Source organism: Mycobacterium colombiense (genome assembly GCF_001665835.1).
GTDB classification, from domain to species: domain Bacteria; phylum Actinomycetota; class Actinomycetes; order Mycobacteriales; family Mycobacteriaceae; genus Mycobacterium; species Mycobacterium colombiense_A.
Window position 1 is genome coordinate 90,984 of the sequence record NZ_LZSX01000035.1, and the last position, 25,804, is coordinate 116,787.

A 25,804-nucleotide genomic window follows, 5' to 3' on the forward strand; every position below is an offset into this window, starting at 1 on the left:
GGGAATGTTCGGCCAGTCAACTTGTCGGTGGCCTTCTCTAGTGTCACCGCCAACCGACCGATACCGGTCAGACGAACACCGACTATAGGAGAGGCACCATGGCGCAAGCCCCCGACCGTGAGAAGGCTCTCGAACTGGCGATGGCCCAGATCGAAAAGAGCTACGGCAAAGGCTCGGTGATGCGTCTCGGCGACGAGACGCGTCAGCCGATTTCGATCATCCCGACCGGATCCATCGCACTGGACGTGGCCTTGGGCATCGGCGGGCTGCCCCGCGGCCGGGTCGTGGAGATCTACGGCCCGGAATCCTCGGGTAAGACCACCGTCGCCCTGCACGCGGTGGCCAACGCCCAGGCCGCCGGCGGCGTCGCCGCCTTCATCGACGCCGAGCACGCCCTGGACCCCGACTACGCCAAGAAGCTCGGCGTGGACACCGATTCCCTGCTGGTCAGCCAGCCGGACACGGGGGAGCAGGCCCTCGAGATCGCCGACATGCTGATCCGCTCCGGCGCCCTGGACATCCTGGTCATCGACTCGGTGGCCGCGCTGGTGCCGCGCGCCGAGCTCGAAGGCGAGATGGGGGACAGCCACGTCGGACTGCAGGCCCGGCTGATGAGCCAGGCGCTGCGGAAAATGACTGGCGCGCTGAACAATTCGGGCACCACCGCGATCTTCATCAATCAGCTGCGCGAGAAGATCGGCGTGATGTTCGGCAGTCCCGAAACCACCACGGGTGGAAAGGCTTTGAAGTTCTACGCGTCGGTGCGCATGGACGTACGCCGGATCGAGACGCTCAAGGACGGCACCAACGCGGTCGGTAACCGCACCCGGGTCAAGATCGTCAAGAACAAGGTGGCGCCGCCCTTCAAGCAGGCCGAGTTCGACATCCTCTACGGCCGGGGAATCAGCCGGGAAGGCTCGCTGATCGATATGGGTGTGGAGCAGGGCTTCATCCGCAAGTCCGGTTCCTGGTTCACCTATGAGGGTGAGCAGCTCGGCCAGGGCAAGGAGAACGCCCGCGTGTTCTTGATGGAGAACGACGAAGTCGCCAACGAAGTCGAGAAGAAGATCAAGGAAAAGCTCGGCATTGGCGCGGTCGTGACCGATGACGAAGTCCTGCCCGCCCCCGTCGACTTCTGAGCCCTCCCGCGGTGAGCAGGCGCGGGCGCTGTGCCTGCGCCTGCTCACCGCGAGAGCGCGCACCCGGGCCGAGCTGCACGGCCAGCTGGCCAAACGCGGCTATCCCGACGACGTCAGCGAACGGGTGCTCGACCGGTTGGCCTCCGTCGGCTTGATCGACGACGCTGACTTTGCCCAGCAGTGGGTGCGGTCCCGCCGGGCACACGCCGGGAAAAGCAAGCGCGCCTTGGCCGCCGAGCTGCACACCAAGGGCGTCGACAACGACGTGATCACCGCGGCGCTGGCCGGGATCGACGCCGGCGCCGAGCGGGACCGGGCGGAACAGTTGGTCCGGTCCAAGCTGCGCCGCGAGACGTTGAACGACGACGACGCGCGGGTGACCCGCAGGCTGGTGGCGATGCTGGCGCGGCGGGGTTACGGCCAGAACATGGCGTGCGAGATCGTGTTCGCCGAGTTGGCCGCCGAGCGGGAGCGCCGCCGGGTCTAGGCGGGTGACGTGCGGTTTCTCGCGCGCCGACCGGTCGCCGTACCATGGCCCCGTGACTTCGATGGTGCGAGAGACCGTGGCGGCGGACGCCGCGCCGGCGCGCACCTACCAAGTCCGCACCTACGGCTGCCAGATGAACGTCCACGATTCGGAGCGGCTGGCGGGCCTGCTGGAAGCGGCCGGGTACCGGCGTGCGGCCGAGGGCGCCGACGCCGACGTGGTGGTGTTCAACACCTGCGCCGTGCGCGAGAACGCCGACAACAAGCTGTACGGCAACCTCAGCCACCTCGCGCCGCGCAAGCGCGGCAACCCCGACATGCAGATCGCCGTCGGCGGCTGCCTGGCCCAAAAGGACCGGGACGCGTTGCTGCACAAGGCGCCCTGGGTCGACGTCATCTTCGGCACCCACAACATCGGGTCGTTGCCCACGCTGCTGGAGCGCGCCCGGCACAACAAGGTTGCCCAGGTGGAAATCGCCGAGGCGCTGCAGGAGTTCCCGTCGTCGCTGCCCAGCGCACGCGAATCAGCTTATGCGGCTTGGGTTTCCGTCTCCGTCGGGTGCAACAACAGCTGCACCTTTTGCATCGTCCCGTCGCTGCGCGGCAAAGAAGTCGACCGCAGCCCCGACGACATCCTGGCCGAGGTGCGGTCGCTGGTCGACGACGGCGTGCTCGAGGTCACGCTGCTCGGCCAGAACGTCAACGCCTACGGGGTGTCCTTCGCCGACCCCGCCCAGACCCGCGACCGCGGCGCCTTCGCCCGCCTGCTGCGGGCCTGCGGCGACATCGACGGCCTGGAGCGGGTGCGGTTCACCTCGCCGCACCCGGCCGAATTCACCGACGACGTCATCGAGGCCATGGCGCAGACGCCGAATGTCTGCCCAGCCCTGCACATGCCGCTGCAATCCGGATCCGACCGGGTGCTGCGCGCGATGCGACGGTCCTACCGCGCCGAGCGCTACCTCGGCATCATCGACCGCGTCCGGGCCGCCATGCCGCACGCCGCCATCACCACCGACCTGATCGTCGGATTCCCCGGTGAGACCGAAGAGGACTTCGCCGCGACGCTGGACGTGGTGCGCCAGGCCCGGTTTTCGGCGGCGTTCACCTTCCAGTACTCCAAGCGGCCCGGCACCCCGGCCGCCGAACTCGACGGGCAGATCCCGAAAGCCGTTGTGCAGGAACGCTATGACCGGCTGATCGAGCTGCAGGAGGCGATCTCGCTGGAGGGCAACCAAGCCCTCGTCGGACAGACCGTCGAATTGCTGGTCGCCACCGGCGAAGGGCGCAAGGACAGCCGCACCGCCCGGATGACCGGGCGGGCCCGCGACGGGCGGCTGGTGCACTTTGCCGTGGACACGCCCCGGGACGTCAGGCCCGGCGACATCGTCACCACGGTGATCACCGGGGCCGCACCCCACCACCTCATCGCCGACGCGGGTGTCGTCACGCATCGCCGCACCCGGGCGGGCGACGCGCAGGCCGCCGGGCAGCGCCCGCGCGGCATCGGCCTTGGCATGCCCGCCGTCGGGCCGCCCGTCGGCCCGACCGAACCCCTTGGATGTGCGCTGTGAAAAAAGAGATGAACAACGACGACGTACAACTCGGCGCCCTGCGGAGCGAGATCGAGGCCGCGGAACGCCGCGTGGCCCGCGGAATCGACCCCGGCCCGCGGGCCTTCTTCGTGTCGATCCTGGTGTTCGTCCTGCTGGCGTCGTTCATCCTGCCGCACACCGGGGACGTGCGCGGCTGGGACGTGTTGTTCGGCAGCCACGGTGCCGGCGCGGCCGCGGTGGGCCTGCCGTCGCGGGTGTTCGCCTGGCTGGCGCTGGTGTTCGGCGTCGGCTTCTCGATGCTGGCGCTGGTGACGCGGCGCTGGGCGCTGGCCTGGGTTGCGTTGGCCGGCACGGCCATCGCGGGCGCCGCGGGCATGCTGGCGATCTGGTCGCGTCAGACCGTGGCCGCGGGGCACCCGGGGCCGGGCTGGGGCCTGATCATCGCCTGGCTCACCGTGCTCGTGCTCATCTACCACTGGGCCCGGGTGGTCTGGTCGCGCACCATCGTGCAGCTCGCCGCCGAGGAGCAGCGGCGCCGCGTCGCGGCGGCGCAGCAGTCGGTCACCTTCCTGGACGGCCTGGACGGCCTGGACGACCCGGCCACCCCCACCGCCACGGAGACCCGCGACGACCCCGGCACGACCAACGGGGTCTGACGGCCGCTAGGGCTTGCGGGTCAGGGCCTCGACGGCCGCCTGCGCCCACTGTCGCCACTGCTCGGCGTTGGCCTTGGCCTCTTCGGCTTCCTTGGTGCGGCCCGCCGTCGCGGCCTTCTGCGCCTGCTGTTCGTATTGCTCGGCGCGGGCCTGGAACTGCTCGGCCCGGGCCTGCGCCTGCGGGTCGGACCAGCCCGTGTCGCCGGCGTCGCGCACCTTCTTCTCGACCGCGCGCAGCCGGCGCTCCAACTCGGCGGACCGCTCGCGCGGGACCTTGCCGATCGCGTCCCACTTGTCGGTGATCGTGCGAAGCGCCGCCCGGGCGGCGTCGTGGTTGCTGGTGTCCAGCTTCTCCGCCTCGGCCAGCAGCGCCTCTTTGGCGTTCGCATTGGCCCGGAATTCCGCGTCCTTCTCCGCCGTCACCGCGTTGCGGGCAGTGAAGAACACGTCCTGGGCCGCCTTGAAGCGCCGCCACAGGGCGTCGTCGACCTCCCGGGTCGCCCGCCCGGCCGCCTTCCACTCGGTCAGCAGCTTGCGGAATTCGGCGCTGGTGGCGGTCCAGTCGGTCGAGTCCGACAGCGCTTCGGCCCGCTCGCAGAGGCTTTCCTTGGCCTGGCGGATCACCGAGCGCTCCCGGTCCAGCTCCGCGAAGTGCGATCCCCGTCGCCGGTTGAAGGCCTCCCGGGCCGCGGAGTAGCGCTTCCACAGCGCGTCGTCGACCTTGCGGTCCACCCCGCTGATCGTCTTCCACTCGTCGAGGATTGCGCGGAACCGGTCACCCGCGGCCTTCCACTGCGTCGAGTTGGCGGCCAACTCCTCGGCCTCCGCGGCGAGCGCCTCCTTGCGGGCGGTCTGGGTGGCGCGATGCTCCTCGCGCCGGGAGCGCTCCGCGGCGACGGTCGCCTCGGCGTGCTCGGCGATGGTGGTCAACCGGCCCGCCAGCGCATCGATATTGCCCAGCACGGCCGCCGTCGGCAGCGACTCGGCCAACTCGGCCGCGTGCGCCTTGATCTTGCGCGCGTCACCCGACCCGGAGGCCAGGCGCTCCTCCATCAGGGTGACCTCGGTGGCCAGGTCGTCGAAGCGCCGGCCGAAGTGGGCGAACGCCGCCTCGCGATCGCCGGCCTGCCAGGAGCCGACGATGCGCTCGCCGGCGGAGCTGATCAGCCATACGGTGCCGTCGTCGTCCACGCGCCCGAATTGGTGCGGATTGCTGGGCGGCGGCACCACCAGCGGGTGCGCGGTGGTGGGCCGCGGTGTCGGCCGGGGGCCGGGACGCGGTCCCGGACGCGGCGCGGGCCGAGCTGAATCGTCGCGAGGCTCGTCAGCCGTCATGCGCTCGTCACTACCCTTTCACAACCCTTCCGCGCGGTCCGTGTCCCGCGCGCCTGCCGCGCGAAGCGGCACCGTCTCCTGCCTCTGTCGGATGCCCGGAGCCGGGTCCTCCCAACAGCTGCTTAACAGTATTCAAGCAGCTTGCTCTGGCATGCGCCGCCGCCTTGCCATTCCCGGCCAACCGGGCACCCGCGCCGTCTCCGCACGGACGGGTACCGTCGTCCTATCGCGTCACCGCATCGGAGTTCGTCGAACCCTGGTGAGCGTTGTCTTCGGCTCTCGTCGGGGTCGCATGTCGATGGGAGGTCACCATCGCCAAGGTGGATATGGCTGCGCTCCTGGCGCTGATCGCCGCGCTGATGTCGGGCGTCGGCGACGTGATCCGGCAGCGCTCCGCGCAGGAGATCACCGACGAACAGGTAGGCCACCTGGAGCTGTTGCGGATGTCGTTGCGCGACGTCCGGTGGTGGCTGGGTGGGATTGCGGCGGTGGGCAGCTTCACGCTGCAGGCGGTGGCGCTGAGCCTCGGTTCGGTGGTGCTGGTGCAGGCCTTGCAGGTGACCGCGCTGCTGTTCGCCCTGCCGGTCTATGCCTGGCTGACCAAGCACCGGTTGAGCCGACGGGAGTGGGTCTGGGCGGTCCTGCTGGCGGCCGCGGTGGCGGTCTTCGTGACCGTCGGCGAGCCGGCGGCCGGCTACCAGCGGGCGTCGTTGGATTCCTGGGCGGTGGTCGCGACGGTGATCGGGCCGGCGATGGTGTTCTGCGTGCTGGGTGCGCGCCTCTGGTCGGGCCCGCTGGCCGCGGTGCTGCTGGCGCTGGTGTCGGCGTCGTCGTGGGCGTTGTTCGCGGTGCTCACCAAGGCTGTCGTCGACGTGCTGCCGCACGGGCCGGGCGCGCTGCTGCGCACCCCGGAACTGTACGGCTGGTTGCTGGTCGCGGTGCTCGGCACGATCTTTCAGCAGTCGGCGTTTCGGGCCAGCGCGCTCACCGCCTCGTTGCCGACGATGACGGTGGCCGAGCCGCTGGTCGCGTCGGTGCTGGGCGTCACCGTGCTCGGTGAGACGCTCGGCGCCAGGGGCCCCGCGGTAATCGCCTTGGTGGCCGCGGTGGTGGTGGTCGTCGTCGCGACCACCGCCCTGGCCCGGGGAGAGGCCGCATCGATGAACGCGGCCGACGACGCGCCGGACGATCAACGCGATGTTGTGACGCTGATCCCATCGCGCGCGGCGGGTGGGACGTGAAAAGGGCTGGCAGCGAACGGGCTTAGCCGTCGCTCACAGCTACCTGTGTAGTTCTCTTAGAGTTATCCCACGCGTTACATAGATTGCTGAAGTACTACTTGAGCGGTTACCTGCGGCGCAGTTAGCAACGTGTGGAACGTCATAAATTTGTAGTTGAACTGAATGCAAATTGTGCGTGTATTTGCCTGCGCCTCGGGGAAAGCTGGGTCGGACGGGTCGTGAGGCGAGGGGTCGAGAATGTCGAAAGTTGATGTCGCAGCGTTACTGGCTTTGTGCGCGGCGTTGGCATCGGCTGTCGGCGACGTGGTCCGGCAGCGCTCCGCGCACGAGGTCACCGACAAGCAGGTCGGCCACCTAGAGCTGTTCCGCATGTCGCTCAAGGACACCCGGTGGTGGCTGGGCGGCTTGGCCGCGATCACGAACTACAGCCTGCAGGCCGCCGCCCTGGCGTGGGGCTCGGTCGTCATGGTGACCGCGCTGCAGGTGACGGCGCTGCTGTTCGCGCTGCCCATCTACGCGCGGCTTGCCAATCACCGGGTGAAGATCCGCGAGTGGATGTGGGCGCTCATCCTGGCCGCCGCGCTGGCGGTCGTCATCACCGTCGGCGACCCGGCGGCCGGGGAGCAGCGCGGGCAGCTGCAGACCTGGCTCATCGTCGCCATGGTCATGGTCCCGCTGCTGGTGGCCTGTGTGGTGGCCGCGCGGCGCTGGTCCGGCAGCCCGTTCTCGGCCGTGCTGCTCGCGGTGGTGGCGGGTTCCTCGCTGGCGCTGTTCGCGGTGCTGACCAAGGGCATCGTCGAGATGGCCGAGAACGGCCCGATGGCGGTGCTGACGTCGCCGGAATTCGTGCCCTGGCTGCTGGTGGCCCTGGCCGGGATGATCTTCCAGCAGTCGGCTTTCCGCGCCGGCACGCTGACCGCGTCGCTGCCGACCATGACGGTGGCCAAGCCGGTGGTCGCCGGCCTGCTCGGGGTTCTGGTGCTGGGCGAGACGATGAACGCCAGCGGCCCCAGAGCGTTCGTGCTGATCGGGGCGGTGGCCGTGGTCATCATCGCGACGATCGCGCTGGCGCGTGGCGAAGCCGCCACCATCGACAAGGCCGAGCGGGGTCCGGGTGGTGCCCCGCGAGAAATGCCGGCCCGAGAGATGACCGCGGACGACGACTTCGGCCCCTTCAGCGACCGCCTGCTCGTGGCGGACGGCTTCGGCCGGTGACGTCCGGCCCCGGTACATCGCGGTAGTGCCGGGCCGCCGCGTTAGTTTGGTGGCGTGCTGAGCGTCATTGCGATCGTCCCGTCGGCGCCGGTCCTTGTCCCCGAACTCGCCGGAGCGGCCGTCGCCGAGATGGCCGAGCTGGCCGCGGCGACGCTCGCCGCGGCCGCGCTGCTGCCCGACTGTTGGGTGGCGATCGGGGCGGGACCCGACGACGACGTGCTGGGTCCCGACGCGGTGGGCACTTTCGCGGGTTTCGGCGCGGACGTCCGCGTCCGGCTCTCCCCGCAGGCTGACGAGGCCGCCCCGCCGATGGCACTTCCGATCTGCGCGCTGCTGGCCGGCTGGGTGCGCGGCCAGGCGCAGCCGCACGCCAGAGCGCAGGTCCGCGTCTACCGCGCCGACCACGACGCCGACACCGCGCTGAGGCTGGGCAAACACCTGCGCGCCGAGATCGACCGGCTGGCCGAGCCGGTCGGGGTGCTGGTCGTGGCGGACGGCGCGAACACGCTGACACCGGCCGCCCCCGGCGGATACGACCCGGACAACGCCGACGCCCAACAGGCGCTGGACGACGCGCTGGCCGGCGGCGACATCGCCGCGCTGCGCCGGCTGCCGCAGCAGATCCACGGCCGGGTCGCATTTCAGGTGCTGGCCGGGCTGGCCGAGCCCGGACCCCGATCCGCCAAGGAGCTGTACCGCGGAGCGCCCTACGGGGTGGGCTACTTCGCCGGTGCCTGGCAGCTGTGACGGCCGCCGTGCGCCCCCTGGCGATCATCGGCCCCACCGGCACCGGCAAGTCGCAGTTGGCCCTCGACTTCGCGGAACGGATCGAGCGGCTCGGCGTCCGCGCCGAGATCGTCAACGCCGACGCGATGCAGCTCTACCGCGGCATGGACATCGGCACCGCCAAGCTGCCCGTCGGCGCCCGGCGCGGCATCCCGCATCACCAGCTCGACATCCTCGACGTCACCGAGACCGCGACAGTCGCGCGCTATCAGGGCGCCGCAGCGGCCGACGTCGAAGCGATCGCGGCCCGGGGCGCGCTGCCGATCATCGTGGGCGGCTCCATGCTCTACATCCAGTCGCTGCTCGACGACTGGTCGTTTCCGGCCACCGATGCCGCGGTGCGGGCGCGTTGGGAGCAGCGGCTGGCCGAGATCGGGGTGGGCGCGCTGCACGCCGAGTTGGCCCGCCGCGATCCCGCCGCGGCCGCGTCCATCCTGCCCACCGACGCCCGGCGCACAGTGCGGGCGCTGGAAGTGGTCGAGCTGACCGGTCAGCCGTTCGCCGCCTCCGCGCCCCGGATCGGCGCCCCCAGATGGGACACCGCCATCGTCGGGTTAGACTGCGACACAACGCTTCTCGACGAGCGGCTGGCTCGGCGCACCGACGCCATGTTCGACCAGGGTCTGGTGGGCGAGGTGATCGCGCTGCTGGACAAGGGCTTGCGCGACGGGGTCACCGCGTCGCGGGCGCTGGGCTACGCGCAGGTGCTGACCGCCCTGGACGAGAGCGGTCCGGCGGGCCCCGGTGCCGATCAACTGCGGGACGCGCGCGAGCAGACCTTCTTCGGCACCCGGCGCTACGTCCGGCGCCAGCGGTCCTGGTTCCGCCGCGATCACCGGGTGCAGTGGCTCGATGTCGGCGCCGCGACCCCGGCCGAGGGCGCCGCGGTCGTCGACGCCGCCGTGCGGGCCTGGCGCCAAGTACCCTGAACAGGTGATCCGCGCCGGCGACGATAACGACCCTGTAGCCGGGGTCGTGGCGGTACCGCCCGCTTGCGGGGGAGAGTGGCGCACATGATCTTCGCCAAGGGCCACGGCACCCAGAACGACTTCGTGCTGCTGCCGGACCCGCAGGCCGACCTGAGCCTGACCGGGGCGGCGGTGGCCGCGCTGTGCGACCGGCGCCGCGGGCTGGGCGCCGACGGGGTGCTGCGGGTCACCACCGCAGGTGCCGCGCTGTCGGCCGGCGTGCTCGACCGGGTGCCCGACGGGGTGGACCCCGGCGACTGGTACATGGACTACCGCAACGCCGACGGATCCGTCGCCCAGATGTGCGGCAACGGCGTGCGGGTCTTCGCGCACTACCTGCGCGCCAGCGGCATGGAATCGCGCGACGAATTCGTGGTCGGATCGCTGGCCGGTCCGCGGCCGGTCGCGGTGCATCGCGCCGACGCGACCACCGCCGACATCAGCGTCGACATGGGCAAGGCCAACACGCTGGGCCCGGGCGACGCGGTCGTCGGCGGCCGGCGGTTCTCCGGCCTGGCGGTCGACGTGGGCAATCCGCACCTGGCCTGTGTCGACCCACAACTGACGGCCGAGGCGCTGGCCGCGCTGGACGTGGCCGCGCCGGTGAGCTTCGATGCCGCCCAGTTCCCGGACGGGGTGAACGTCGAGATCGTCACCGCGCCGGCCGATGGGGCGGTGCACATGCGCGTGCACGAGCGTGGCGTCGGCGAGACGCGCTCCTGCGGCACCGGAACGGTGGCGGCCGCGGTCGCCGCGCTGGCCGGTGCCGGGGCGGCCAGCGGCACCCTGACCGTTCGCGTGCCCGGCGGCGAGGTCGTCGTCACCGTCACCGACGCCACCAGCTTCCTGCGAGGACCGTCCGTACTGGTAGCCCGAGGAGAACTCAGCGAGGAATGGTGGCGAGCACAGCAGCGTTAAATCAGGTGCACGACACCGTTTTCGCGTGCATCATCTTTTATTGCCTATGACAGAACCAGAATTTCGTGATCACGCTCCGGCAATGCCGGAGCCCAGCACGGGCGAACTCGCCCTCGAAGATCGGTCGGCGCTGCGCCGCGTCGCCGGCCTGTCGACCGAACTCACCGACGTCTCCGAAGTCGAATACCGCCAGCTCCGGCTCGAGCGGGTCGTCCTGGTGGGCGTGTGGACGGACGGCACCGCCGCGGACAGCGAGGCCAGCATGGCCGAGCTCGCCGCCCTGGCCGAAACCGCCGGCTCCGAGGTGCTCGAAGGGCTCATCCAGCGGCGCGACAAGCCCGACCCGTCGACCTACATCGGCTCGGGCAAGGCGCAGGAACTCCGGGAGGTGGTGCTGGCAACCGGCGCCGATACCGTCATCTGCGATGGTGAGCTCTCCCCGGCGCAGCTGACCGCTCTGGAAAAAGCCGTCAAGGTCAAGGTCATCGACCGCACCGCGCTGATCCTGGACATCTTCGCCCAGCACGCCACCAGCCGGGAGGGCAAGGCGCAGGTCGCGCTGGCCCAGATGGAATACATGCTGCCGCGGCTGCGCGGCTGGGGTGAATCGATGTCCCGGCAGGCCGGCGGCCGGGCCGGCGGCAGCGGGGGAGGCGTGGGCCTGCGCGGTCCCGGTGAAACCAAGATCGAGACCGACCGGCGGCGCATCCGCGAGCGGATGGCCAAGCTGCGCCGCGAGATCAAAGACATGAAGCAGGTCCGCGACACCCAGCGCAGCCGGCGGGTGCACAGCGACCTGCCCGCGATCGCCATCGTCGGCTACACCAACGCCGGCAAGTCGAGCCTGCTCAACGCGCTGACCGGGGCCGGGGTGCTGGTACAGGACGCGCTGTTCGCCACCCTGGAGCCCACCACCCGGCGCGCCGAGTTCGAGGACGGCCGCCCGTTCGTGCTCACCGACACCGTCGGCTTCGTCCGGCACCTGCCCACCCAGCTGGTCGAGGCCTTCCGCTCCACGCTGGAAGAGGTCGTCGACGCCGATCTGCTGGTGCACGTCGTCGACGGCTCCGACGTCAATCCGCTGGCGCAGATCAACGCGGTCCGCCAGGTCATCTCCGAAGTCGTCGCCGACTACGGGACCGACCACGAGGGCGACACGCCGCAGGAGCTGCTGGTGGTGAACAAGGTCGACGCCGCCAGCGATCTGACGCTGGCCAAGCTTCGTCACGCCCTGCCGGGCGCCATGTTCGTGTCCGCGCGCACCGGCGACGGCATCGACGCCCTGCGCCGCCGGATCGCCGAGCTCGCCGTCCCGGCCGACACCGCCGTCGACGTGGTGATCCCGTACCACCGCGGCGACCTGGTGGCCCGCCTGCACGCCCACGGGCGCGTCCAGCAGGAGGAGCACAACGCCGAGGGCACCCGCATCAGGGCCCGGGTCCCGGTGGCGCTGGCCGGCCGGCTGCGCGAGTTCTCGGCCGACTGACCGCGCGAGTATCAGGGCGATCCGTACAGCGCAGGGCCGTCCGACCCCCTCGAGGCGACGGTAGGCGACCCTGCCGGCTGCCTACCAACCGTCCGGTTGGTATATCTTGGGCTGCAGAATCCCCAGTCGCCGGAGGTCTTTCCATGGGCAGCGCCATCAAATACCAGCGCACGCTTTTCGAGGCAGAGCACGACCTGTTCCGTGAGTCCTACCGGGGCTTCCTGGAGCGCCACGTCGCGCCCTACCACGACGAGTGGGAGAAGGCGAAGATCGTCGACCGCGGTGTGTGGCTGGAGGCCGGCAAGCAAGGCTTCCTGGGCATGGCGGTGCCCGAAGAGTACGGCGGGGGCGGCAACCCGGACTTCCGGTACAACGCGATCATCACCGAGGAGACCACCGCCGGCCGCTACAGCGGCATCGGTTTCGGCCTGCACAACGACATCGTCGCGCCGTACCTGCTGGCCCTGGCCACCGAGGAGCAGAAGCAGCGCTGGCTGCCGAAATTCTGCACCGGAGAGCTGATTACGGCGATCGCGATGACCGAGCCGGGCACCGGTAGCGACCTGCAGGGCATCAAGACCCGCGCGGTCAAGCAGGGCGACCACTACGTGCTCAACGGCTCGAAGACGTTCATCACCAACGGAATCAACTCCGACCTGGTGATCGTGGTCGCGCAGACCGACCCGGAAAAGGGCGCGCAGGGCTTCTCGCTGCTCGCGGTCGAGCGCGGCATGGAGGGCTTCGAGCGGGGTCGCCACCTGGACAAGATCGGGCTGGACGCCCAGGACACGGCCGAGCTGTCCTTTACCGACGTCAAGGTGCCGGCCGAAAACCTGCTGGGCCAGGAGGGCATGGGGTTCATCTACCTCATGCAGAACCTGCCCCAGGAACGCATCTCGATCGCCATCATGGCGGCCGCGGCCATGGAGCAGGTGCTGGAGCAGACCCTGGAATACACCAAGGAGCGCAAGGCATTCGGGAAGCCGATCGGCAGCTTCCAGAACAGCCGCTTCGTGCTCGCCGAGCTGGCGACGGAGGCGACCGTGGTCCGCATGATGGTCGACGAGTTCGTCCGCCTGCACCTGGACCACAAGCTGACCGCCGAACAGGCCGCGATGGCCAAGTGGTACTGCACCGAAAAGCAGGTGCACCTGATCGACCGCTGCCTGCAACTGCACGGTGGTTACGGCTACATGCGCGAATACCCCGTTGCCCGCGCCTATCTGGATGCCCGGGTGCAAACCATCTACGGCGGCACGACCGAGATCATGAAGGAAATCATCGGCCGCAGCCTCGGCGTATAGCGTTTCGCTTGCTGGATAGCGGCCGCGCTCGCGGAAATGGGCGCGACGAACATTCGCCGGTCGACTCGCGCTGCGCTATTGCCGGTGAGCGACAAACCGACCGATGCGTGATTGGTCCGTCGCGGTAGAGCGTGAGTGCTCCGATGGCTCACGTACGGTCGGTATCTCGGGTGTGCCGACCGCGTCATCGCGCGTGGTCAAGCCGGTGATCGCGGTGCCCGCGACGGCTCGCGCGCGCCCCACGCAATTCCGCTGATGCGAGGCGGCAGTCCGGCGGCGTTACTCGATGCCGCGCGTTCCGGCCGCCTTTCGGTGCGATATCCGCAACACCGCGCGAACGTTGCCGCGGTGGGTCGCGATTGGGCCATGGGCAGGCATCATTTCGACATCGGTGTGGTATCCGTTTTTGTAGAATTCGTGATTTGACTTCGCATTTCTTGTTGGCTGGAGCAAAGTTGTGCGAGCCCGGCGATAAGGCTGATCGTGCGCGGGTCCATTTCCCGCGCAAGGACCGCCCGCTCGCCGGTTATGCAGTCAAGGGAATAGCCGCAGATAGAGCCGTATCCGCCGGCTGGGAGGCTTGGTGAAGGTGCAGAGAGGTCACATGCGCAAGCTGATCGGAAGCGCGCTGGTCAGCTTGACGACCACAGCACTGGCCGCCGTATTGCTGGCCCCCACCGCGGTAGCGAGTCCGATTGGCGACGCCGAGGCGGCGATGATGGCCGCATGGGACAAGGCCGGCGGCGACACATCGCCGCTGGGCGCCCGCAAGGGCGATGTGTACCCCGTCGGCGACGGTTTCGTCCTGGACTTCGACGGCGGCAAGATGTTCTTCACCCCGGCTACCGGGGCCAAATTCGCCTATGGGCCCGTGCTGGACAAGTACGAGCAGCTCGGCGGGCCGGTCGGCAGTGACCTGGGCTTCCCGGCCATCAACGAGGTGCCCGGTCTGTCCGGTCCTGACAGCCGGGTGGTCACCTTCTCGGCCAGCGACAAGCCGGTGATCTTCTGGACGCCCGAGCACGGTCCGTTCGTGGTGCGCGGCGCCCTGAACACCGCCTGGGACAAACTGGGCAGCTCGGGTGGCGTTCTCGGCGTGCCGGTCGGCGACGAGACCTACAACGGCGAGGTGTCCTCGCAGAAGTTCAGCGGCGGGCAGGTCTCGTGGAATCGGCAGACGAAGCAGTTCACCACCGAACCGCCGGCCCTGGCCGACCAGTTGAAGGGCTTGCAGGTGGCGATCGATCCCACCGCGGCGATCAACACGGCCTGGCGTGCGGCCGGCGGACCCAACGGACCCTTGGGCGCCAAGCAGGGCGGGCAATATCCCGTCGGCGGTGACGGAATCGCCCAGAACTTCGCCGGCGGCAAGGTCTTCTTCACCCCGGCCACCGGCGCGAACGCCGTCGAGAGCGACATCCTGGCCAAATACGAGTCGCTGGGCGGACCGGTCGGCAGCGACCTGGGATTCCCCACCACCAACGAAACCGACGGCGGCATAGGGCCTTCCAGCCGCATCGTCACCTTCTCCGCGGCCGACAAGCCGGTCATCTTCTGGACGTCCGACCGCGGCGCGTTCGTAGTGCGCGGGGCGATGAAGGCCGCGTGGGACAAGCTGCGCGCCCCCGCCGGCAAGCTCGGCGCGCCCGTCGGCGACCAGGCCGTGAACGGCGACGTGATTTCGCAGCAGTTCACCGGCGGCAAGGTCTCGTGGAACCGCGCGAAGAACACGTTCAGCACGGAACCGGCCAACCTGGCGCCGCTGCTGTCAGGCCTGCAGGTGTCCGGTCAGAACCAGCCAAGCAATTCGGCCATGCCGGCGCACCCGAAGAAGTTCACCTGGCACTGGTGGTGGCTGATGGTCGCCATTCCGGTGCTGGCGCTGCTCGTGCTGCTGGTGTGGATGCTGTTCGGCCGGCGCCGGCGCCGGCCCGGGTACGAGGACACCGCGGGCTACCCGCCCGACCACCGCGGTGACTTCGGCTACGACGCCGACGAACGCTGGGGATACGACGAATCCGACCACGACGCCGAGTCGTTCGCGCTCAGCGCGCCGCACCAGCCTGAACCGGAACCTGACGCCGGGCGGGTCAGTTGGCAACGTCAGGCTCCGGCCGAAAGCGACTACGGGTTCACCGACGATGACCCCGACGCCGTCGACACCGACTCCATCCCGGTGGTCTCCGAGGAGATGCTGTCGGAGGCCGAGTATTCCGACGCCGGAGCCGACTACACCGACTACACCGACGCCGTCCCCGACGTCGCCGAGCCCGAGACGGCGGACGACGCCGCCTACGTCGACGCCGAGGACCCCGACGCCGGCTACGCCGAGGAGGTGGATTCGGAGGACGAGTATCCCGACGTCGCCGTCCCGCACACCCCGCCGGACAGCGACGCCGTGACCGGCGCCCTGGAAGCTGCCGAGCCCGAGGACGAATACGCCGACCTCGAGGCGCCGGAGCCCGATGTCGAGCCCGCAGCGGACGCACCGGCGGGGGCGGACGTGGCCGAGGCCGTGGTCGCGGGCGCGGTCGCGGCCGGGACGCCGGCACGAGGCGGTCGGCACGCCGCCGCGGACGCCGAGGACGCCTCGGAGAACGGCCTGGCGGGCCCGGACGGGCGACCCACGATCCACCTGCCGCTCGACGACCCGTACCAGGCGCCCGACGGCTATCCGATCAAGGCGAGCGCTCGCTACGGCCTGTACTACACACCGGGCAGCGACCTGTACAAGGACACGCTCGCCGAAATCTGGTTGTCGAGCGAAGAAGTCGCTCAGGCCAACGGATTCACTCGGGCCGACTGACCCGGTCCGCCGCCGGGTTACACCTTGCGGATGACCGTGACGACCTTGCCCAGCACGCTCGCGTCGTTGCCGGGGATGGGGTCGAACGCCGGGTTGTGCGGCATCAGCCACACCTGACCGCCGGCGCGTTTGAACGTCTTGACGGTGGCCTCGCCGTCCAGCATCGCCGCGACGATGTCGCCGTTGTCGGCGACGTTCTGCTGACGGACCACCACCCAGTCGCCGTCACAGATGGCGGCCTCGACCATCGAGTCACCGACCACCTTGAGCAGGAAAAGCGTTCCCTCACCGACCAATTCGCGCGGCAGGGGAAAGACATCCTCGACGGCCTCTTCGGCGAGGATGGGTCCGCCGGCCGCGATGCGCCCGAGCACCGGGACGAACGTGGGCTCCGGCAGGGCGTCCGAGCCGGCCACCTCGGTGGCGGGCGCCGCGACGTCGTCGTCGGCTCCGCGGACATCGACGGCCCGCGGACGGTTGGGGTCGCGGCGCAGGTATCCCTTGCGCTCCAGGGTGCGCAGCTGGTGCGCCACCGATGATGTCGAAGTCAGACCGACGGCGTCGCCGATCTCGCGGATGCTCGGCGGGTAGCCGCGGCTGGTGACCGAGGCGCGGATGACGTTCAGAATGGTGCGCTGCCGTTCGGTCAGCGAGGAGGCCACGGAGTGCAACCGACCCTCGGGGCCGGCCGATGAGATGTCGTTGCTGTCGCCCATGGGAATGAATGTAGCCGTACCGCGAAAAAGAATCAAACATGTGTTCGAGTAGCGTGTCGCGCCGCCCGCATCGCCCGCATCGGCCGCCGGAAAGGCCGGAAGTCGGGTGAATCACAAATGTGTAACTCTTCGGGACATCGGGTATTTGTGCCTCGTGACAGTGGTAGAGGCCGACGAACTTGTCGGTGGTGTGATCTAGCGTTTGCTCGTGCGACACGCTTCGCTCAAATGTTCGGGTTTCGAACATACAAGCGATTAGAGTCGAACACACGAGCGAGAGCTAGTTGACCGGAGGAACGAAGATGACAGTCATCCACACGCCTGCGCCGCGCATCAGCAGTCTTCGGCGCCCGATCAACGGACCCGTCCAGGGTGCTCGTTACGGGCGGGACGGTCTGGCCAGGTCGCGCAGGCCCGCGCCGTCGCGGCCGGCGGGTGCCGCGACGCGCTACTACGGCACCGGAGTGGCAGTGTCGGTCGCTTCGCACCGCAGGCGCCCCACCACCTGGGCGTCCACCATCGGGTTGGCGCTGGCCGCCGGGGCGATCACGCTGTGGCTGGGTCTCGTCGCGAACGTCGGCCAGGTGCTCAACGGCGACTCCACGAACTCCGCGGCTCACGTTCCCGACCGGCTCGCCGTCGTCCGCGTCGATGCGGGGGAGTCGCTTCAGGACTTCGCACACCGGGTGGCGCCCGACGCGCCGACCACCGGGGTCGCCGACCGGATCCGCGAACTCAACGATCTGCACTCGCCCAACCTGATGGCGGGCCAGACCCTGATCGCCCCGGTCGGCTGACAACCGTTGTGCGAGCACGGCTCTGGGCCGACGGTCCCAGGATGGCGGCGGTGCGCCCTTACGCCCGGCGGCTCCATTAGCCGTGCAGGTCAGCGCGCGGGTACGCTCAAAGTTCAGCGGTACCTTGTCGGCGCGATGAAGGAGCGGTCATGCACTGTCCGTTCTGCCGCCATCCCGACTCCCGGGTGATCGACTCGCGCGAAACCGATGAAGGGCAGGCGATCCGGCGCCGCCGATCCTGTCCCGAGTGCGGACGGCGTTTCACCACCGTGGAGACCGCGGTCCTGGCGGTGGTCAAGCGCAGCGGCGTCACCGAACCGTTCAGCAGGGAGAAGGTCATCAGCGGCGTCCGGCGGGCCTGCCAGGGGCGGCATGTCGATGACGATGCGCTGAATCTGCTCGCCCAGCAGGTCGAAGACACCGTGCGTGCCGCGGGCTCGCCCGAGATCCCGAGCCACGAGGTCGGCCTTGCCATCCTGGGGCCGCTGCGCGACCTCGACGAGGTGGCCTATTTGCGGTTCGCCTCCGTGTACCGGTCGTTTGAGTCCGCGGACGATTTCGAACGCGAGATCCAGGCGCTGCGCGATCACCGCGGAGTGGCGACCCCGGGCTGACGGAACCCGACGAGCCGTCCCCGCCTAGGCTCGGTTCATGCCCCCTGACTTGCATTCCGACCTTGCGGCGCTGGCCCCGCTCCTTGGGACCTGGGCCGGGCAGGGTTCGGGTAACTACCCGACGATCCCGCCCTTCGACTATCTCGAAGAAGTGGTTTTCGCCCACGTCGGTAAGCCGTTTCTGGCCTACGGGCAGAAAACCAAGGCGGTAGCCGACGGCAAGCCGTTACACGCCGAGACCGGCTACCTTCGCGTGCCCCAACCGGGCCACGTCGAACTGGTTCTGGCGCATCCCAGCGGCATCACCGAAATCGAGGTCGGCACCTATTCGGTCACCGGCGACCTAATCGAAATGCAGATGTCGACGACGACGGTCGGGCTGACGCCCAGCGCCAAAGAGGTGACGGCGCTTGGGCGTTCCTTCCGCATCGACGGCGACGAGCTGTCCTACACGGTGCAGATGGGTGCGGTCGGCCAACCGCTGCAGGACCACCTCGCCGCGGTGCTACACCGGCAGCGCTGAAAGCGAGGGCCTCGGCCGCCCTCAGTTCAGGTGTCTCACACCGTCATTGACGACCCGCCCGGCCACCCCTACCCAGCCCTCGGCGCTCCACGTCGTGTCGATGACGGAGCCCTTGCCCTGGGTGATCCGCAAGCCTTGGCTCAGGTAATCGGTGATCCGCATCGCCGCCGAACCGGTCGCCTCGTCCTCGACCACACCGAGGTTGGCGGCGAACATCCGCGACCGCAGCGAACCGGCCGTTCGGTCGGTCCAGGCCCACAGGTAGTGCGTGGTGTCGTCGGGATAATCCGACGGGTCGGCGGCGAGAACCTCGTCGGCCGAAGCGAATTCGTGCAGGGCGAAATCGGGCGCCCAGTCCGCGCGGGCGTTGATGCTGGCGCGGTGTTCGTCGTAGCCCACCTGCACGATCCCGGCCGGCACCCGCAGCGTGTTGATCGGCGAACCGTTCTCGCGCAGCCACCACGTCGCGCCGACGGTCGGGTGCCCGGCGAAAGGTAGTTCGGTTCGCGGCGTGTAGATGGTGGCGTGCGCGGTGGCGGAGCCGGGGGCCGGAAGGCCGACGAAAACCGTCTCGCTGTAGCCCAATTGGGTTGCCAGCCGCTGCCGGGCCGCGACCTCGACCTGGCCGGCGTCCACCACACCCAGCGGATTACCGAAATTGCCGTCCGAATCGGTGAACACCCGCAACACCGTCACGTCGATCCCCATGGCCCGACTGTACGACGCGGCAGCGGGCCGCATCGACCAAGGTGATCAGGTGGCGCTGCGCTCGTCCGACCCCATCGCGTTCAGCACCGCGACCCGAGTGGGCGCGGGGCCCGAGACGGCCTGCTCGCCCCCGCCGGTGCGGAGCAGGCCGCGAAGGCTGGCCTGGTCGTACTCGGCGGGGTCGGTGGAATCGATGAAGCGCTCGACGACGTCGATGAACCTCGCCGGGTCGTCGTGAAAGGGGAAGTGGCCGGAGCCCTCGAAGATTTCCAGACGCGAGCCCGGCATCGCGGCATGTGCCATCCACGCGTGCCGCACGGGAACGACCACATCCTTTGTGCCCCAGACGATTTGCACCGGAATGGCTTCGGTCAGATAACATCGGTCGAGCATGGTGACGATCTGCCCACGCCAATCCACCACCGCCCGCAGCGTCCGGCTGAACGCCGCGGAGGCCGTCGGTTCGGGCAGGTCGTCGAGGATTCGCAGCACGTTGGGCAGGTCGCGGCCCAGCCCGGTGCTGCCCAACGCCAGGCCCAGGACGCGTCCGATGGTCTGAACCGCCGGCAGCACCAGCGGCAACCGCAGCAAAGCGATCGCCTCGCTGCCCATCGGCAGCGAGGCCCAGCGCAGCACGAAGTTGACGTCCTTGGTGACGCCACCGGCGCCGACCAGGATCAGCCGTTCCACCAAATGCGGGAATTGGTAGGCGAATTGCATGGCCACGCCGCCGCCGAGCGAGTGACCGATGATGGTGACCCGCTCGATGTCGAGCACGCTGAGCAGGTCACGCATCCCGTTCGCGTACGCCGCAATCGAGTAGTCGGCGCGCGGCTTGTCGGATTGCCCGTGGCCCAGCAGATCCGGGGCGATCACTGTGAAACGCTGGGCGAGCTTGGCCTGCACCGCATTCCACGTGGTGGAGTTGTCGCCGATGCCGTGAATCAGCAGAATCGCCGGCCCTGAGCCGGCGATGCGGTAGGCCCGCTTGTAACCGTGGATGGTGCGGAACTCGAGTCTGGGTGCGGTCACTTCACGCACCGGGCGGAGCGTGCTCTTGCGCTTCCGCTCGGTCATATCGCCAACCTTGATGTCGGGCCGGGCTAAGGGCGGCCTGGCTGGGGCGTCGTGCTGAGTGGGTCAGGCCTTGTCGTCGTCGTCGAACTTCTTCTCCGCCTGCTGGGCCAGAAATCGCTCGAACTCTGCGCCCAGCTCGTCGCCGCTAGGCAGATCCTCGTCGCGAGCTAGTAACGATCTGTTCTCCTGAGCGTCGATGAAGGCATCGTACTGGCGCTCCAGCGCGGCCACCACTTGAGCGACCTCCGCGCTCGCCTCGACCTGCTCGTCGATCTTGGCCCGAATCACCTCGGCCGCTTCGGTCAACGCCGTCAGCGGCAGCTCCAGCGAGGCGGTCTTGGCGACCTGCTCGAGCAACGCCTGCGCGGCGGCCGGGTAATCGGTCTGGGTGAGGTAGTGCGGGACGTGCACGGTGTAGCCGACGACCTCGTGACCGTGCTGGCCCATCCGGTACTCCAACAGGTTGGAGGCGCTGCCGGGAACCTGGATTTCCGAGATCCACGGCTGGAAGTTGGCGATCAGCTCCGGGTTGTTGGAGTGTGCGGTCATGGTGGTCGGCCGGGTGTGCGGAACCGCCATCGGGACCGTGCCCAGGCCGATGGTCTGGCGCACGCCGAGGCGCTCGGCCAGCAGCCGGACGGCGGTGATGAAGCGCTCCCACTTGAGGTCCGGTTCCATGCCGGCCAGCAACAGGAACGGCGTGCCGATCGTGTCGCGCATCGCGTACAGGCTCAGCTCGGGATCCTCGTAATGGGTGAAGTGGTCGGTCTTGAACGTCATCAGCGGCCGCCGTGAGCGGTAGTCCAGCAATTCGTCGATCGCGAAGGACGCGACAAGCTCGGTGTCCAGCACCGCCTTCAGGTGCGCGGCCGACAGCTTGATGGCATGACCTGCGTCGGAAAAGCCCTCCAAGGCATGCACCAACACTGGACCGCGGCCGTCGGACGTCGACAACTGCGGTGCCGGCAACTCGAGCTCGTACATACCAGCCTGCCCTGGCTGGTACTGATCACCTGGGTCTCGGTGGTGAGCCATCTGCGATCGCCTCCTCTTTGGGGGTCTTTCCAGGGTGCCCTACCAAGTTTCCCCCGAATCAGGCGGCACCAACATCTATCAGCGAACTTCGCAGTCACGCTGTGGGATGAAACGCCATAATCCTCAGGCGTAATCCGCGAACGGCGCCGCGGGAACCGCCGGCGCGCGCACCGGCAAGCCCCGTGGCGCACCGCGATGTGTGGAAGTCGGCTTGCAGAACACCGGTCAGGCATGATGAAGGCGATGCGCATTCGGATCCTGATGCTCTGCTTGGTGGTGGGGGTGGCTACGTCGCTGACGGCCTGTCGTCCTCCGGTCCAGCATGCGTCGGGCGCCCCGGTGTCCGCCCCGCGCGTCGGCGGCCCGGTGCAGCGGCTCAGCGCGCCCGAGCAGAAGGCCATCGCGGGCCCGGTCGAGCCGGATCGGCGCATCGGGGCGATCTTCATCGACGGTGGCCCGCTGCACGTCTGCACCGGCTCGGTGGTGCATTCCACGGGCGGCAACCTGATCATGACCGCCGCGCACTGTCTGGCCGGCGCCTCGCTGATCACCTTCGTCCCCGGTTTCGCCGGGGACGCCGCACCCGGCCCCGCCGATGTGTGGAAGGCCGACACGGTCTACCTCGATCCACGCTGGATGGCCAGCAAGGACCCGCACGCCGACTACGCGATCGCGCGGGTCAACAACGAGGCCGGCGCCCCCGTCGAGTCCCGGGTCGGCCTGGCGCTGACGCTGGGCGTGACGCCGCCCCCGGGCAGCCGCGTCACCGTGCTCGGCTATCCGGCGGGCGTGGGTGGCTCGCCCATCGGGTGCCAGGCCAGCACGTCCATCACCGACACCGGGTTCCCCGCCTTGGCCTGCGAGGGCCTGGTGGACGGCACCAGCGGTGCGCCCTGGGTCAGCGGCACGACGCTCATCGGGCTGATCGGCGGTCTCGAGCGGGGCGGTTGCGCCGCGAACGTGTCGTATTCGGCGCCGTTCGACGCGCAGACCGCCGAGCTGCTGCATCGCGCCGAGGTCGGTGGGCCCGGCGATCCGATCCCGAACGATCTCTCAGACGCCTGTTAGTGGCGATCGCCGGCGCGGCGCAGCCGGGCGCAGCGGGTCGCCGCCATTGGGTTAGTGGCGGAACTGGTTGAGCGCCCGGACTTTGTTCATCACGTCGAGCGCCGCCACCTTGTAGGCCTCGGAGAACGTGGGGTAATTGAACACCGCGTCCACCAGGTATTCCACCGTGCCGCCGCAACCCATCACGGCCTGCCCGATGTGCACCATCTCGGTGGCGCTGGTGCCGAAGATGTGCACGCCGAGCACCCTGAGGTCCTCGGTGGACACCAGCAGTTTGAGCATCCCGTAGGAGTCGCCGGCGATCTGGCCGCGGGCCAGCTCGCGGTACCTGGCCACGCCGACCTCGTAGGGCACTGAGTTCTTCGTCAGCTCCACCTCGGTGGCGCCGACGTAGGACACCTCGGGGATGGAGTAGATGCCGATCGGTTGCAGCTCGGTGATGCCGTCGCACGCTTCCCCGAACGCGTGGTAGGCGGCCAGGCGTCCCTGTTCCATCGACGTCGCGGCCAGCGCGGGGAAGCCGATCACGTCGCCGACGGCGTAGATGTGGGGCACCTTGGTCTGGAAGTTGTCGTCGACGAAGATCCGCCCGCGGTTGTCGGCTTCCAGCTCGGCGTTGTGCAGGTCGAGATGATCGGTCTGGCCTTGCCGCCCGGCCGAGTACATCACCGTCTCGGCGGGGATCTGCTTGCCGCTGGCCAGGGTGGTGACGGTGCCCGCCGACCCTACGTCGACCGCGGTCACCTCCTCACCGAACCGGAATGTCACCGCGAGGTCGCGCAGGTGGAACTTCAGCGCCTCGACGACCTCGGGGTCGCAGAAGTCGAGCATGTCGCCGCGCTTCTCCACGACAGTGACCTTGGTGCCCAGCGCGGCGAACATCGAGGCGTACTCGATGCCGATGACACCCGCGCCGACGACCACCATCGAGGTGGGCAGCGACTTGAGATCGAGGATCCCGTCGGAGTCGAGCACCCGGTGCTCGTCGAACTCGACGCCGGAGGGCCGTGCCGGCCGGGTGCCGGTGGCGATGACGACGTATTTGCCTGTGATGGTTATCTTTTCGCGCCGCGACGGATCCTCGACCTCGATGGTGTGCGGGTCGACGAAACGCCCGTGGCCGATCAGCAAGTCGATGCGGTTGCGCATCAGCTGGTTGCGCACCACGTCGACTTCCTTGCCGATGACGTGCTGGGTTCGGGCCAGCAGATCGGCCGGGGTGATCTTCTCCTTGACGCGGTAGCTCGCGCCGTAGAGTTCGCGCTGGCTCATCCCGGTGAGATAGAGGACCGCCTCGCGCAACGTCTTTGACGGGATGGTGCCGGTCTGGACGCAGACACCGCCGAGCATTTGGCCGCGCTCGACGATCGCGACCGACTTACCGAGCTTGGCCGACGCGATGGCGGCCTTCTGTCCGCCGGGCCCGGACCCGATGACCACCATGTCGTACTCTTGCGCCGAACTCATGGGCCTAACAGTAAGGCAGCACGACGCACAGTGCTGGGTTCATCCACAGGTCCGCCGCCGCACCCGCGCACGTGCGCACCGGTTGACGGTGGCGCCCGTCAGCGTTGGTGCTCATGACGACGCCTCGAGAAGACTTCGAACTTTCCCGCCCCGGTGCACTCATCGCCGCTCTGCCGGCCGTTCTCGGCTTCGTTCCCGAAAATTCATTGGTATTAGTGTCTTTGGGCGACGGGGAGCTCGGCTCGGTGATGCGCGTCGACCTCTCCGAGGAACTTGTCGAACGGCTGGAGCACCTGGCGGAGGTCGCCGCCGCGGCGGCCCCGGAGGCCGTGATCGCGGTGATCGTCGACGCGGACGGCGCCTACTGTCCCAGCTGCAACGACGAATACCGGCAGCTGGCGGCGGCGCTCGCGGAAGCCTTGTCGCAGCACCACATTGAGCTGTGGGCTACGCACGTGGTCGACCACGTGGCCCTCGGCGGCCGCTGGCACTGCGCCGAGGGCTGCGGGTCGAGCGGCCTGGTCGACGATCCCGCGGCCTCCCCGCTGGCCGCCGCGGCGGTGCTGGAAGGCAGGCGGCTCTATCCGAGGCGTGCCGACCTGCAGGCGGTCATCGCGCCCGACGACCCGGCGCGCAGCGCCGCGCTGGCCGACGCGGTCCGGCAGCAGGCCGCCAGGAGACGGGCGGCGCATCGTGCGCATCCGGTCCGCTGCACCCGCGGCGACGTGGAGACGGCGATGGCCGCAGCCGCCAGGGTCGCGGCCGGGGAACCGCTGCCCGACAGCGAGATGGCGGCGCTGGGCTGTGCCCTGACCGACGCGCAGGTGCGCGACATCCTGTATGCCCTTGCGGTCGGGGAGAGCGCCGGCGACGTCGAGTCGTTGTGGGCGCTGCTGGCGCGCACGCTGCCGCCGCCGTGGCGGGTCGAGGCCCTGGTGCTGATCGCGTTCAGCGCGTACGCCCGCGGCGATGGCCCGCTCGCCGGGGTGTCGCTGCAGGAGGCGCTGCGCTGTGCGCCCGACCATCGGATGGCGGGGATGCTGGATACCGCGTTGCAGTCGGGTCTGCGGCCCGAGGACATCCGGGACCTGGCGCTGACCGGCTACCGGCTGGCCAAGCGGTTCGGCGTGCAGCTGCCGCCGCGGCGGCCGTTCGGCCGAAGGGCGGGATAGGTGGGCACGAACGGCCCGGGTCAGACCTTCTCGACCTTGACCGCGTGCGCCATCTCGTGCGGCAGGGTGACGTTCTCGTGGCCCGGGATGACGATGGTCACCCCGGCGGAGCCGTTCTCGACGGTGACGCGCGCGTTCGGGACGACGCCGGCGTCCTTCAGGCGTGAGATCAGGTCGATGTCGCCCTGGACGTGCTCGGTCAGCTGGCGCACCACCACGGCCACCGGCGCGCCGGCGGGCAGCTCGGTCAGCCGGACCAGAGGGCCGTCCTCGGACCAGGACTCGGGGCCCACGCCCAGATCGAGGAGTCCGGGGATCGGGTTGCCGAAGGGCGAGGTGGTCGGGTGGTTGAGTACCTTCACCAGGCGCCGCTCGACGTCCTCGCTCATCACGTGCTCCCAGCGGCACGCCTCGGCGTGGACCTCTTCCCAGGGCAGGCCGATGACGTCGACCAGCAGGCGTTCGGCGAGGCGGTGCTTGCGCATCACGGAAATGGCCAGCGCCCGGCCCTTGTCGGTGAGCTCGAGGTGGCGGTCACCGGCCACGTGGAGTAAACCGTCCCGCTCCATGCGCGACACGGTTTGGCTGACAGTCGGCCCGCTCTGATCGAGGCGTTCGGCGATGCGGGCACGTAGCGGCGTCACGCCCTCTTCTTCGAGGTCGTAGATGGTCCGCAAGTACATCTCGGTGGTGTCAACCAGGTCGTTCATTCAGCACCCTCCGTCGACGCT

General features: G+C 69.2%; 24 protein-coding genes. 17 read left to right on the forward strand and 7 right to left on the reverse strand.

The window, feature by feature from the left end; all coding sequences use genetic code 11:
* The first annotated feature begins 98 nt into the window (after positions 1 to 98).
* The 4 genes from recA (at position 99) to A5760_RS08510 (ending at position 3,837) form a co-directional block, all read left to right on the forward strand.
* On the forward strand, positions 99 to 1,139 hold the full coding sequence (gene recA / locus A5760_RS08495) for a recombinase RecA (protein ID WP_064879607.1): 1,041 nt from the start codon (positions 99 to 101) through the stop codon (positions 1,137 to 1,139).
* Positions 1,105 to 1,626, forward strand: a complete 522-nt coding sequence (recX, locus tag A5760_RS08500) for a recombination regulator RecX (protein WP_064879609.1) — start codon at positions 1,105 to 1,107, stop codon at positions 1,624 to 1,626. The genes recA and recX overlap by 35 nt, the downstream gene beginning before the upstream one ends.
* 61 nt (positions 1,627 to 1,687) lie before the next feature.
* Entirely contained in the window at positions 1,688 to 3,199 is a 1,512-nt protein-coding gene (gene miaB, locus A5760_RS08505; protein WP_196772038.1) for a tRNA (N6-isopentenyl adenosine(37)-C2)-methylthiotransferase MiaB, read from the forward strand.
* An 8-nt stretch (positions 3,200 to 3,207) separates the two neighbouring features.
* Complete coding sequence (locus A5760_RS08510) at positions 3,208 to 3,837, forward strand: hypothetical protein (RefSeq protein ID WP_082279402.1); 630 nt, start codon at positions 3,208 to 3,210, stop codon at positions 3,835 to 3,837.
* Positions 3,838 to 3,843: 6 nt separating this feature from the next.
* Here the strand turns inward: A5760_RS08510 and A5760_RS08515 are convergent, their stop codons facing one another.
* A complete protein-coding gene (locus A5760_RS08515; RefSeq protein ID WP_064879615.1) occupies positions 3,844 to 5,172 on the reverse strand; it encodes a DUF349 domain-containing protein in 1,329 nt (442 codons plus the stop codon).
* A 311-nt stretch (positions 5,173 to 5,483) separates the two neighbouring features.
* Here A5760_RS08515 and A5760_RS08520 point away from each other — a divergent pair, with 311 nt between their 5' ends.
* The 8 genes from A5760_RS08520 to A5760_RS08560 all read left to right on the forward strand — a co-directional run bounded on the left by A5760_RS08520 (position 5,484) and on the right by A5760_RS08560 (position 15,896).
* The gene (locus A5760_RS08520) at positions 5,484 to 6,413 is read left to right on the forward strand and encodes a DMT family transporter (RefSeq protein WP_231122585.1); all 930 of its coding nucleotides are present in this window, start codon (positions 5,484 to 5,486) and stop codon (positions 6,411 to 6,413) included.
* Between the two features lie 237 nt (positions 6,414 to 6,650).
* Positions 6,651 to 7,628, forward strand: a complete 978-nt coding sequence (locus A5760_RS08525) for a DMT family transporter (protein ID WP_064879619.1) — start codon at positions 6,651 to 6,653, stop codon at positions 7,626 to 7,628.
* 54 nt (positions 7,629 to 7,682) lie between these two features.
* A complete protein-coding gene (locus A5760_RS08530) occupies positions 7,683 to 8,375 on the forward strand; it encodes a hypothetical protein (RefSeq protein ID WP_064879621.1) in 693 nt (230 codons plus the stop codon).
* A gap of 8 nt (positions 8,376 to 8,383) precedes the next feature.
* Complete coding sequence (miaA, locus tag A5760_RS08535; RefSeq protein ID WP_064879795.1) at positions 8,384 to 9,343, forward strand: tRNA (adenosine(37)-N6)-dimethylallyltransferase MiaA; 960 nt, start codon at positions 8,384 to 8,386, stop codon at positions 9,341 to 9,343.
* 84 nt (positions 9,344 to 9,427) lie between these two features.
* A complete protein-coding gene (gene dapF, locus A5760_RS08540; RefSeq protein ID WP_064879623.1) occupies positions 9,428 to 10,300 on the forward strand; it encodes a diaminopimelate epimerase in 873 nt (290 codons plus the stop codon).
* 46 nt (positions 10,301 to 10,346) lie between these two features.
* On the forward strand, positions 10,347 to 11,786 hold the full coding sequence (gene hflX, locus A5760_RS08545; RefSeq protein WP_064879625.1) for a GTPase HflX: 1,440 nt from the start codon (positions 10,347 to 10,349) through the stop codon (positions 11,784 to 11,786).
* Between the two features lie 143 nt (positions 11,787 to 11,929).
* The gene (locus A5760_RS08550; RefSeq protein WP_064879627.1) at positions 11,930 to 13,090 is read left to right on the forward strand and encodes an acyl-CoA dehydrogenase family protein; all 1,161 of its coding nucleotides are present in this window, start codon (positions 11,930 to 11,932) and stop codon (positions 13,088 to 13,090) included.
* 604 nt (positions 13,091 to 13,694) lie between these two features.
* On the forward strand, positions 13,695 to 15,896 hold the full coding sequence (locus A5760_RS08560; RefSeq protein WP_064879631.1) for an LGFP repeat-containing protein: 2,202 nt from the start codon (positions 13,695 to 13,697) through the stop codon (positions 15,894 to 15,896).
* A gap of 17 nt (positions 15,897 to 15,913) precedes the next feature.
* Here A5760_RS08560 and lexA read toward each other — a convergent pair whose 3' ends face one another.
* Positions 15,914 to 16,612, reverse strand: coding sequence for a transcriptional repressor LexA (lexA, locus tag A5760_RS08565; RefSeq protein WP_064879633.1), 699 nt, complete (start codon positions 16,610 to 16,612; stop codon positions 15,914 to 15,916).
* 302 nt (positions 16,613 to 16,914) lie between these two features.
* On the opposite strand from lexA, the gene A5760_RS08570 reads away from it, so the two are divergent.
* From A5760_RS08570 to A5760_RS08580, 3 genes are all read left to right on the forward strand, one after another.
* Complete coding sequence (locus A5760_RS08570) at positions 16,915 to 17,409, forward strand: LysM peptidoglycan-binding domain-containing protein (RefSeq protein ID WP_064879635.1); 495 nt, start codon at positions 16,915 to 16,917, stop codon at positions 17,407 to 17,409.
* Positions 17,410 to 17,558: 149 nt separating this feature from the next.
* Positions 17,559 to 18,023 (forward strand): transcriptional regulator NrdR, encoded by a 465-nt coding sequence (gene nrdR / locus A5760_RS08575; RefSeq protein WP_064879637.1) that lies wholly within the window; start codon positions 17,559 to 17,561, stop codon positions 18,021 to 18,023.
* Positions 18,024 to 18,060: 37 nt separating this feature from the next.
* Positions 18,061 to 18,546 carry a peroxynitrite isomerase gene (locus A5760_RS08580; protein WP_064879641.1) on the forward strand — a complete coding sequence of 162 codons (486 nt, stop codon included), beginning with the start codon at positions 18,061 to 18,063 and terminating at the stop codon, positions 18,544 to 18,546.
* A 21-nt stretch (positions 18,547 to 18,567) separates the two neighbouring features.
* On the opposite strand, the gene A5760_RS08585 is transcribed toward A5760_RS08580, so the two are convergent.
* From A5760_RS08585 to A5760_RS08595, 3 genes are all read right to left on the reverse strand, one after another.
* The gene (locus tag A5760_RS08585) at positions 18,568 to 19,254 is read right to left on the reverse strand and encodes a PhzF family phenazine biosynthesis protein (protein ID WP_064879643.1); all 687 of its coding nucleotides are present in this window, start codon (positions 19,252 to 19,254) and stop codon (positions 18,568 to 18,570) included.
* 45 nt (positions 19,255 to 19,299) lie between these two features.
* Entirely contained in the window at positions 19,300 to 20,331 is a 1,032-nt protein-coding gene (locus A5760_RS08590; protein ID WP_064879645.1) for an alpha/beta fold hydrolase, read from the reverse strand.
* 63 nt (positions 20,332 to 20,394) lie between these two features.
* Positions 20,395 to 21,366 (reverse strand): proteasome assembly chaperone family protein, encoded by a 972-nt coding sequence (locus tag A5760_RS08595; protein WP_064879647.1) that lies wholly within the window; start codon positions 21,364 to 21,366, stop codon positions 20,395 to 20,397.
* A 231-nt stretch (positions 21,367 to 21,597) separates the two neighbouring features.
* Here A5760_RS08595 and A5760_RS08600 point away from each other — a divergent pair, with 231 nt between their 5' ends.
* Positions 21,598 to 22,434: a trypsin-like serine peptidase gene (locus A5760_RS08600; RefSeq protein WP_064879649.1), complete on the forward strand. Its 837-nt coding sequence runs from the start codon at positions 21,598 to 21,600 to the stop codon at positions 22,432 to 22,434.
* Between the two features lie 51 nt (positions 22,435 to 22,485).
* Here A5760_RS08600 and sthA read toward each other — a convergent pair whose 3' ends face one another.
* Positions 22,486 to 23,901 carry a Si-specific NAD(P)(+) transhydrogenase gene (sthA, locus tag A5760_RS08605; protein WP_064879650.1) on the reverse strand — a complete coding sequence of 472 codons (1,416 nt, stop codon included), beginning with the start codon at positions 23,899 to 23,901 and terminating at the stop codon, positions 22,486 to 22,488.
* A gap of 113 nt (positions 23,902 to 24,014) precedes the next feature.
* On the opposite strand from sthA, the gene A5760_RS08610 reads away from it, so the two are divergent.
* Positions 24,015 to 25,073, forward strand: coding sequence for a DUF4192 domain-containing protein (locus tag A5760_RS08610; protein ID WP_064879652.1), 1,059 nt, complete (start codon positions 24,015 to 24,017; stop codon positions 25,071 to 25,073).
* A 20-nt stretch (positions 25,074 to 25,093) separates the two neighbouring features.
* On the opposite strand, the gene A5760_RS08615 is transcribed toward A5760_RS08610, so the two are convergent.
* On the reverse strand, positions 25,094 to 25,783 hold the full coding sequence (locus A5760_RS08615; protein ID WP_064879654.1) for a metal-dependent transcriptional regulator: 690 nt from the start codon (positions 25,781 to 25,783) through the stop codon (positions 25,094 to 25,096).
* Positions 25,784 to 25,804 lie beyond the last annotated feature (21 nt).

What these genes read in the sequence shown, in the direction of transcription:
- recA (WP_064879607.1), top strand. Translation starts at nt 99, where the DNA reads ATGGCGCAAGCCCCCGACCGTGAGAAGGCTCTCGAACTGGCGATGGCC.
- recX (WP_064879609.1), top strand. Translation starts at nt 1,105, where the DNA reads ATGACGAAGTCCTGCCCGCCCCCGTCGACTTCTGAGCCCTCCCGCGGT.
- miaB (WP_196772038.1), top strand. Translation starts at nt 1,688, where the DNA reads ATGGTGCGAGAGACCGTGGCGGCGGACGCCGCGCCGGCGCGCACCTAC.
- A5760_RS08510 (WP_082279402.1), top strand. Translation starts at nt 3,208, where the DNA reads ATGAACAACGACGACGTACAACTCGGCGCCCTGCGGAGCGAGATCGAG.
- A5760_RS08515 (WP_064879615.1), bottom strand. Translation starts at nt 5,172, where the DNA reads ATGACGGCTGACGAGCCTCGCGACGATTCAGCTCGGCCCGCGCCGCGT.
- A5760_RS08525 (WP_064879619.1), top strand. Translation starts at nt 6,651, where the DNA reads ATGTCGAAAGTTGATGTCGCAGCGTTACTGGCTTTGTGCGCGGCGTTG.
- dapF (WP_064879623.1), top strand. Translation starts at nt 9,428, where the DNA reads ATGATCTTCGCCAAGGGCCACGGCACCCAGAACGACTTCGTGCTGCTG.
- hflX (WP_064879625.1), top strand. Translation starts at nt 10,347, where the DNA reads ATGACAGAACCAGAATTTCGTGATCACGCTCCGGCAATGCCGGAGCCC.
- A5760_RS08550 (WP_064879627.1), top strand. Translation starts at nt 11,930, where the DNA reads ATGGGCAGCGCCATCAAATACCAGCGCACGCTTTTCGAGGCAGAGCAC.
- A5760_RS08560 (WP_064879631.1), top strand. Translation starts at nt 13,695, where the DNA reads ATGCGCAAGCTGATCGGAAGCGCGCTGGTCAGCTTGACGACCACAGCA.
- lexA (WP_064879633.1), bottom strand. Translation starts at nt 16,612, where the DNA reads ATGGGCGACAGCAACGACATCTCATCGGCCGGCCCCGAGGGTCGGTTG.
- A5760_RS08570 (WP_064879635.1), top strand. Translation starts at nt 16,915, where the DNA reads ATGACAGTCATCCACACGCCTGCGCCGCGCATCAGCAGTCTTCGGCGC.
- nrdR (WP_064879637.1), top strand. Translation starts at nt 17,559, where the DNA reads ATGCACTGTCCGTTCTGCCGCCATCCCGACTCCCGGGTGATCGACTCG.
- A5760_RS08580 (WP_064879641.1), top strand. Translation starts at nt 18,061, where the DNA reads ATGCCCCCTGACTTGCATTCCGACCTTGCGGCGCTGGCCCCGCTCCTT.
- A5760_RS08585 (WP_064879643.1), bottom strand. Translation starts at nt 19,254, where the DNA reads ATGGGGATCGACGTGACGGTGTTGCGGGTGTTCACCGATTCGGACGGC.
- A5760_RS08590 (WP_064879645.1), bottom strand. Translation starts at nt 20,331, where the DNA reads ATGACCGAGCGGAAGCGCAAGAGCACGCTCCGCCCGGTGCGTGAAGTG.
- A5760_RS08595 (WP_064879647.1), bottom strand. Translation starts at nt 21,366, where the DNA reads ATGGCTCACCACCGAGACCCAGGTGATCAGTACCAGCCAGGGCAGGCT.
- A5760_RS08600 (WP_064879649.1), top strand. Translation starts at nt 21,598, where the DNA reads ATGATGAAGGCGATGCGCATTCGGATCCTGATGCTCTGCTTGGTGGTG.
- sthA (WP_064879650.1), bottom strand. Translation starts at nt 23,901, where the DNA reads ATGAGTTCGGCGCAAGAGTACGACATGGTGGTCATCGGGTCCGGGCCC.
- A5760_RS08610 (WP_064879652.1), top strand. Translation starts at nt 24,015, where the DNA reads ATGACGACGCCTCGAGAAGACTTCGAACTTTCCCGCCCCGGTGCACTC.
- A5760_RS08615 (WP_064879654.1), bottom strand. Translation starts at nt 25,783, where the DNA reads ATGAACGACCTGGTTGACACCACCGAGATGTACTTGCGGACCATCTAC.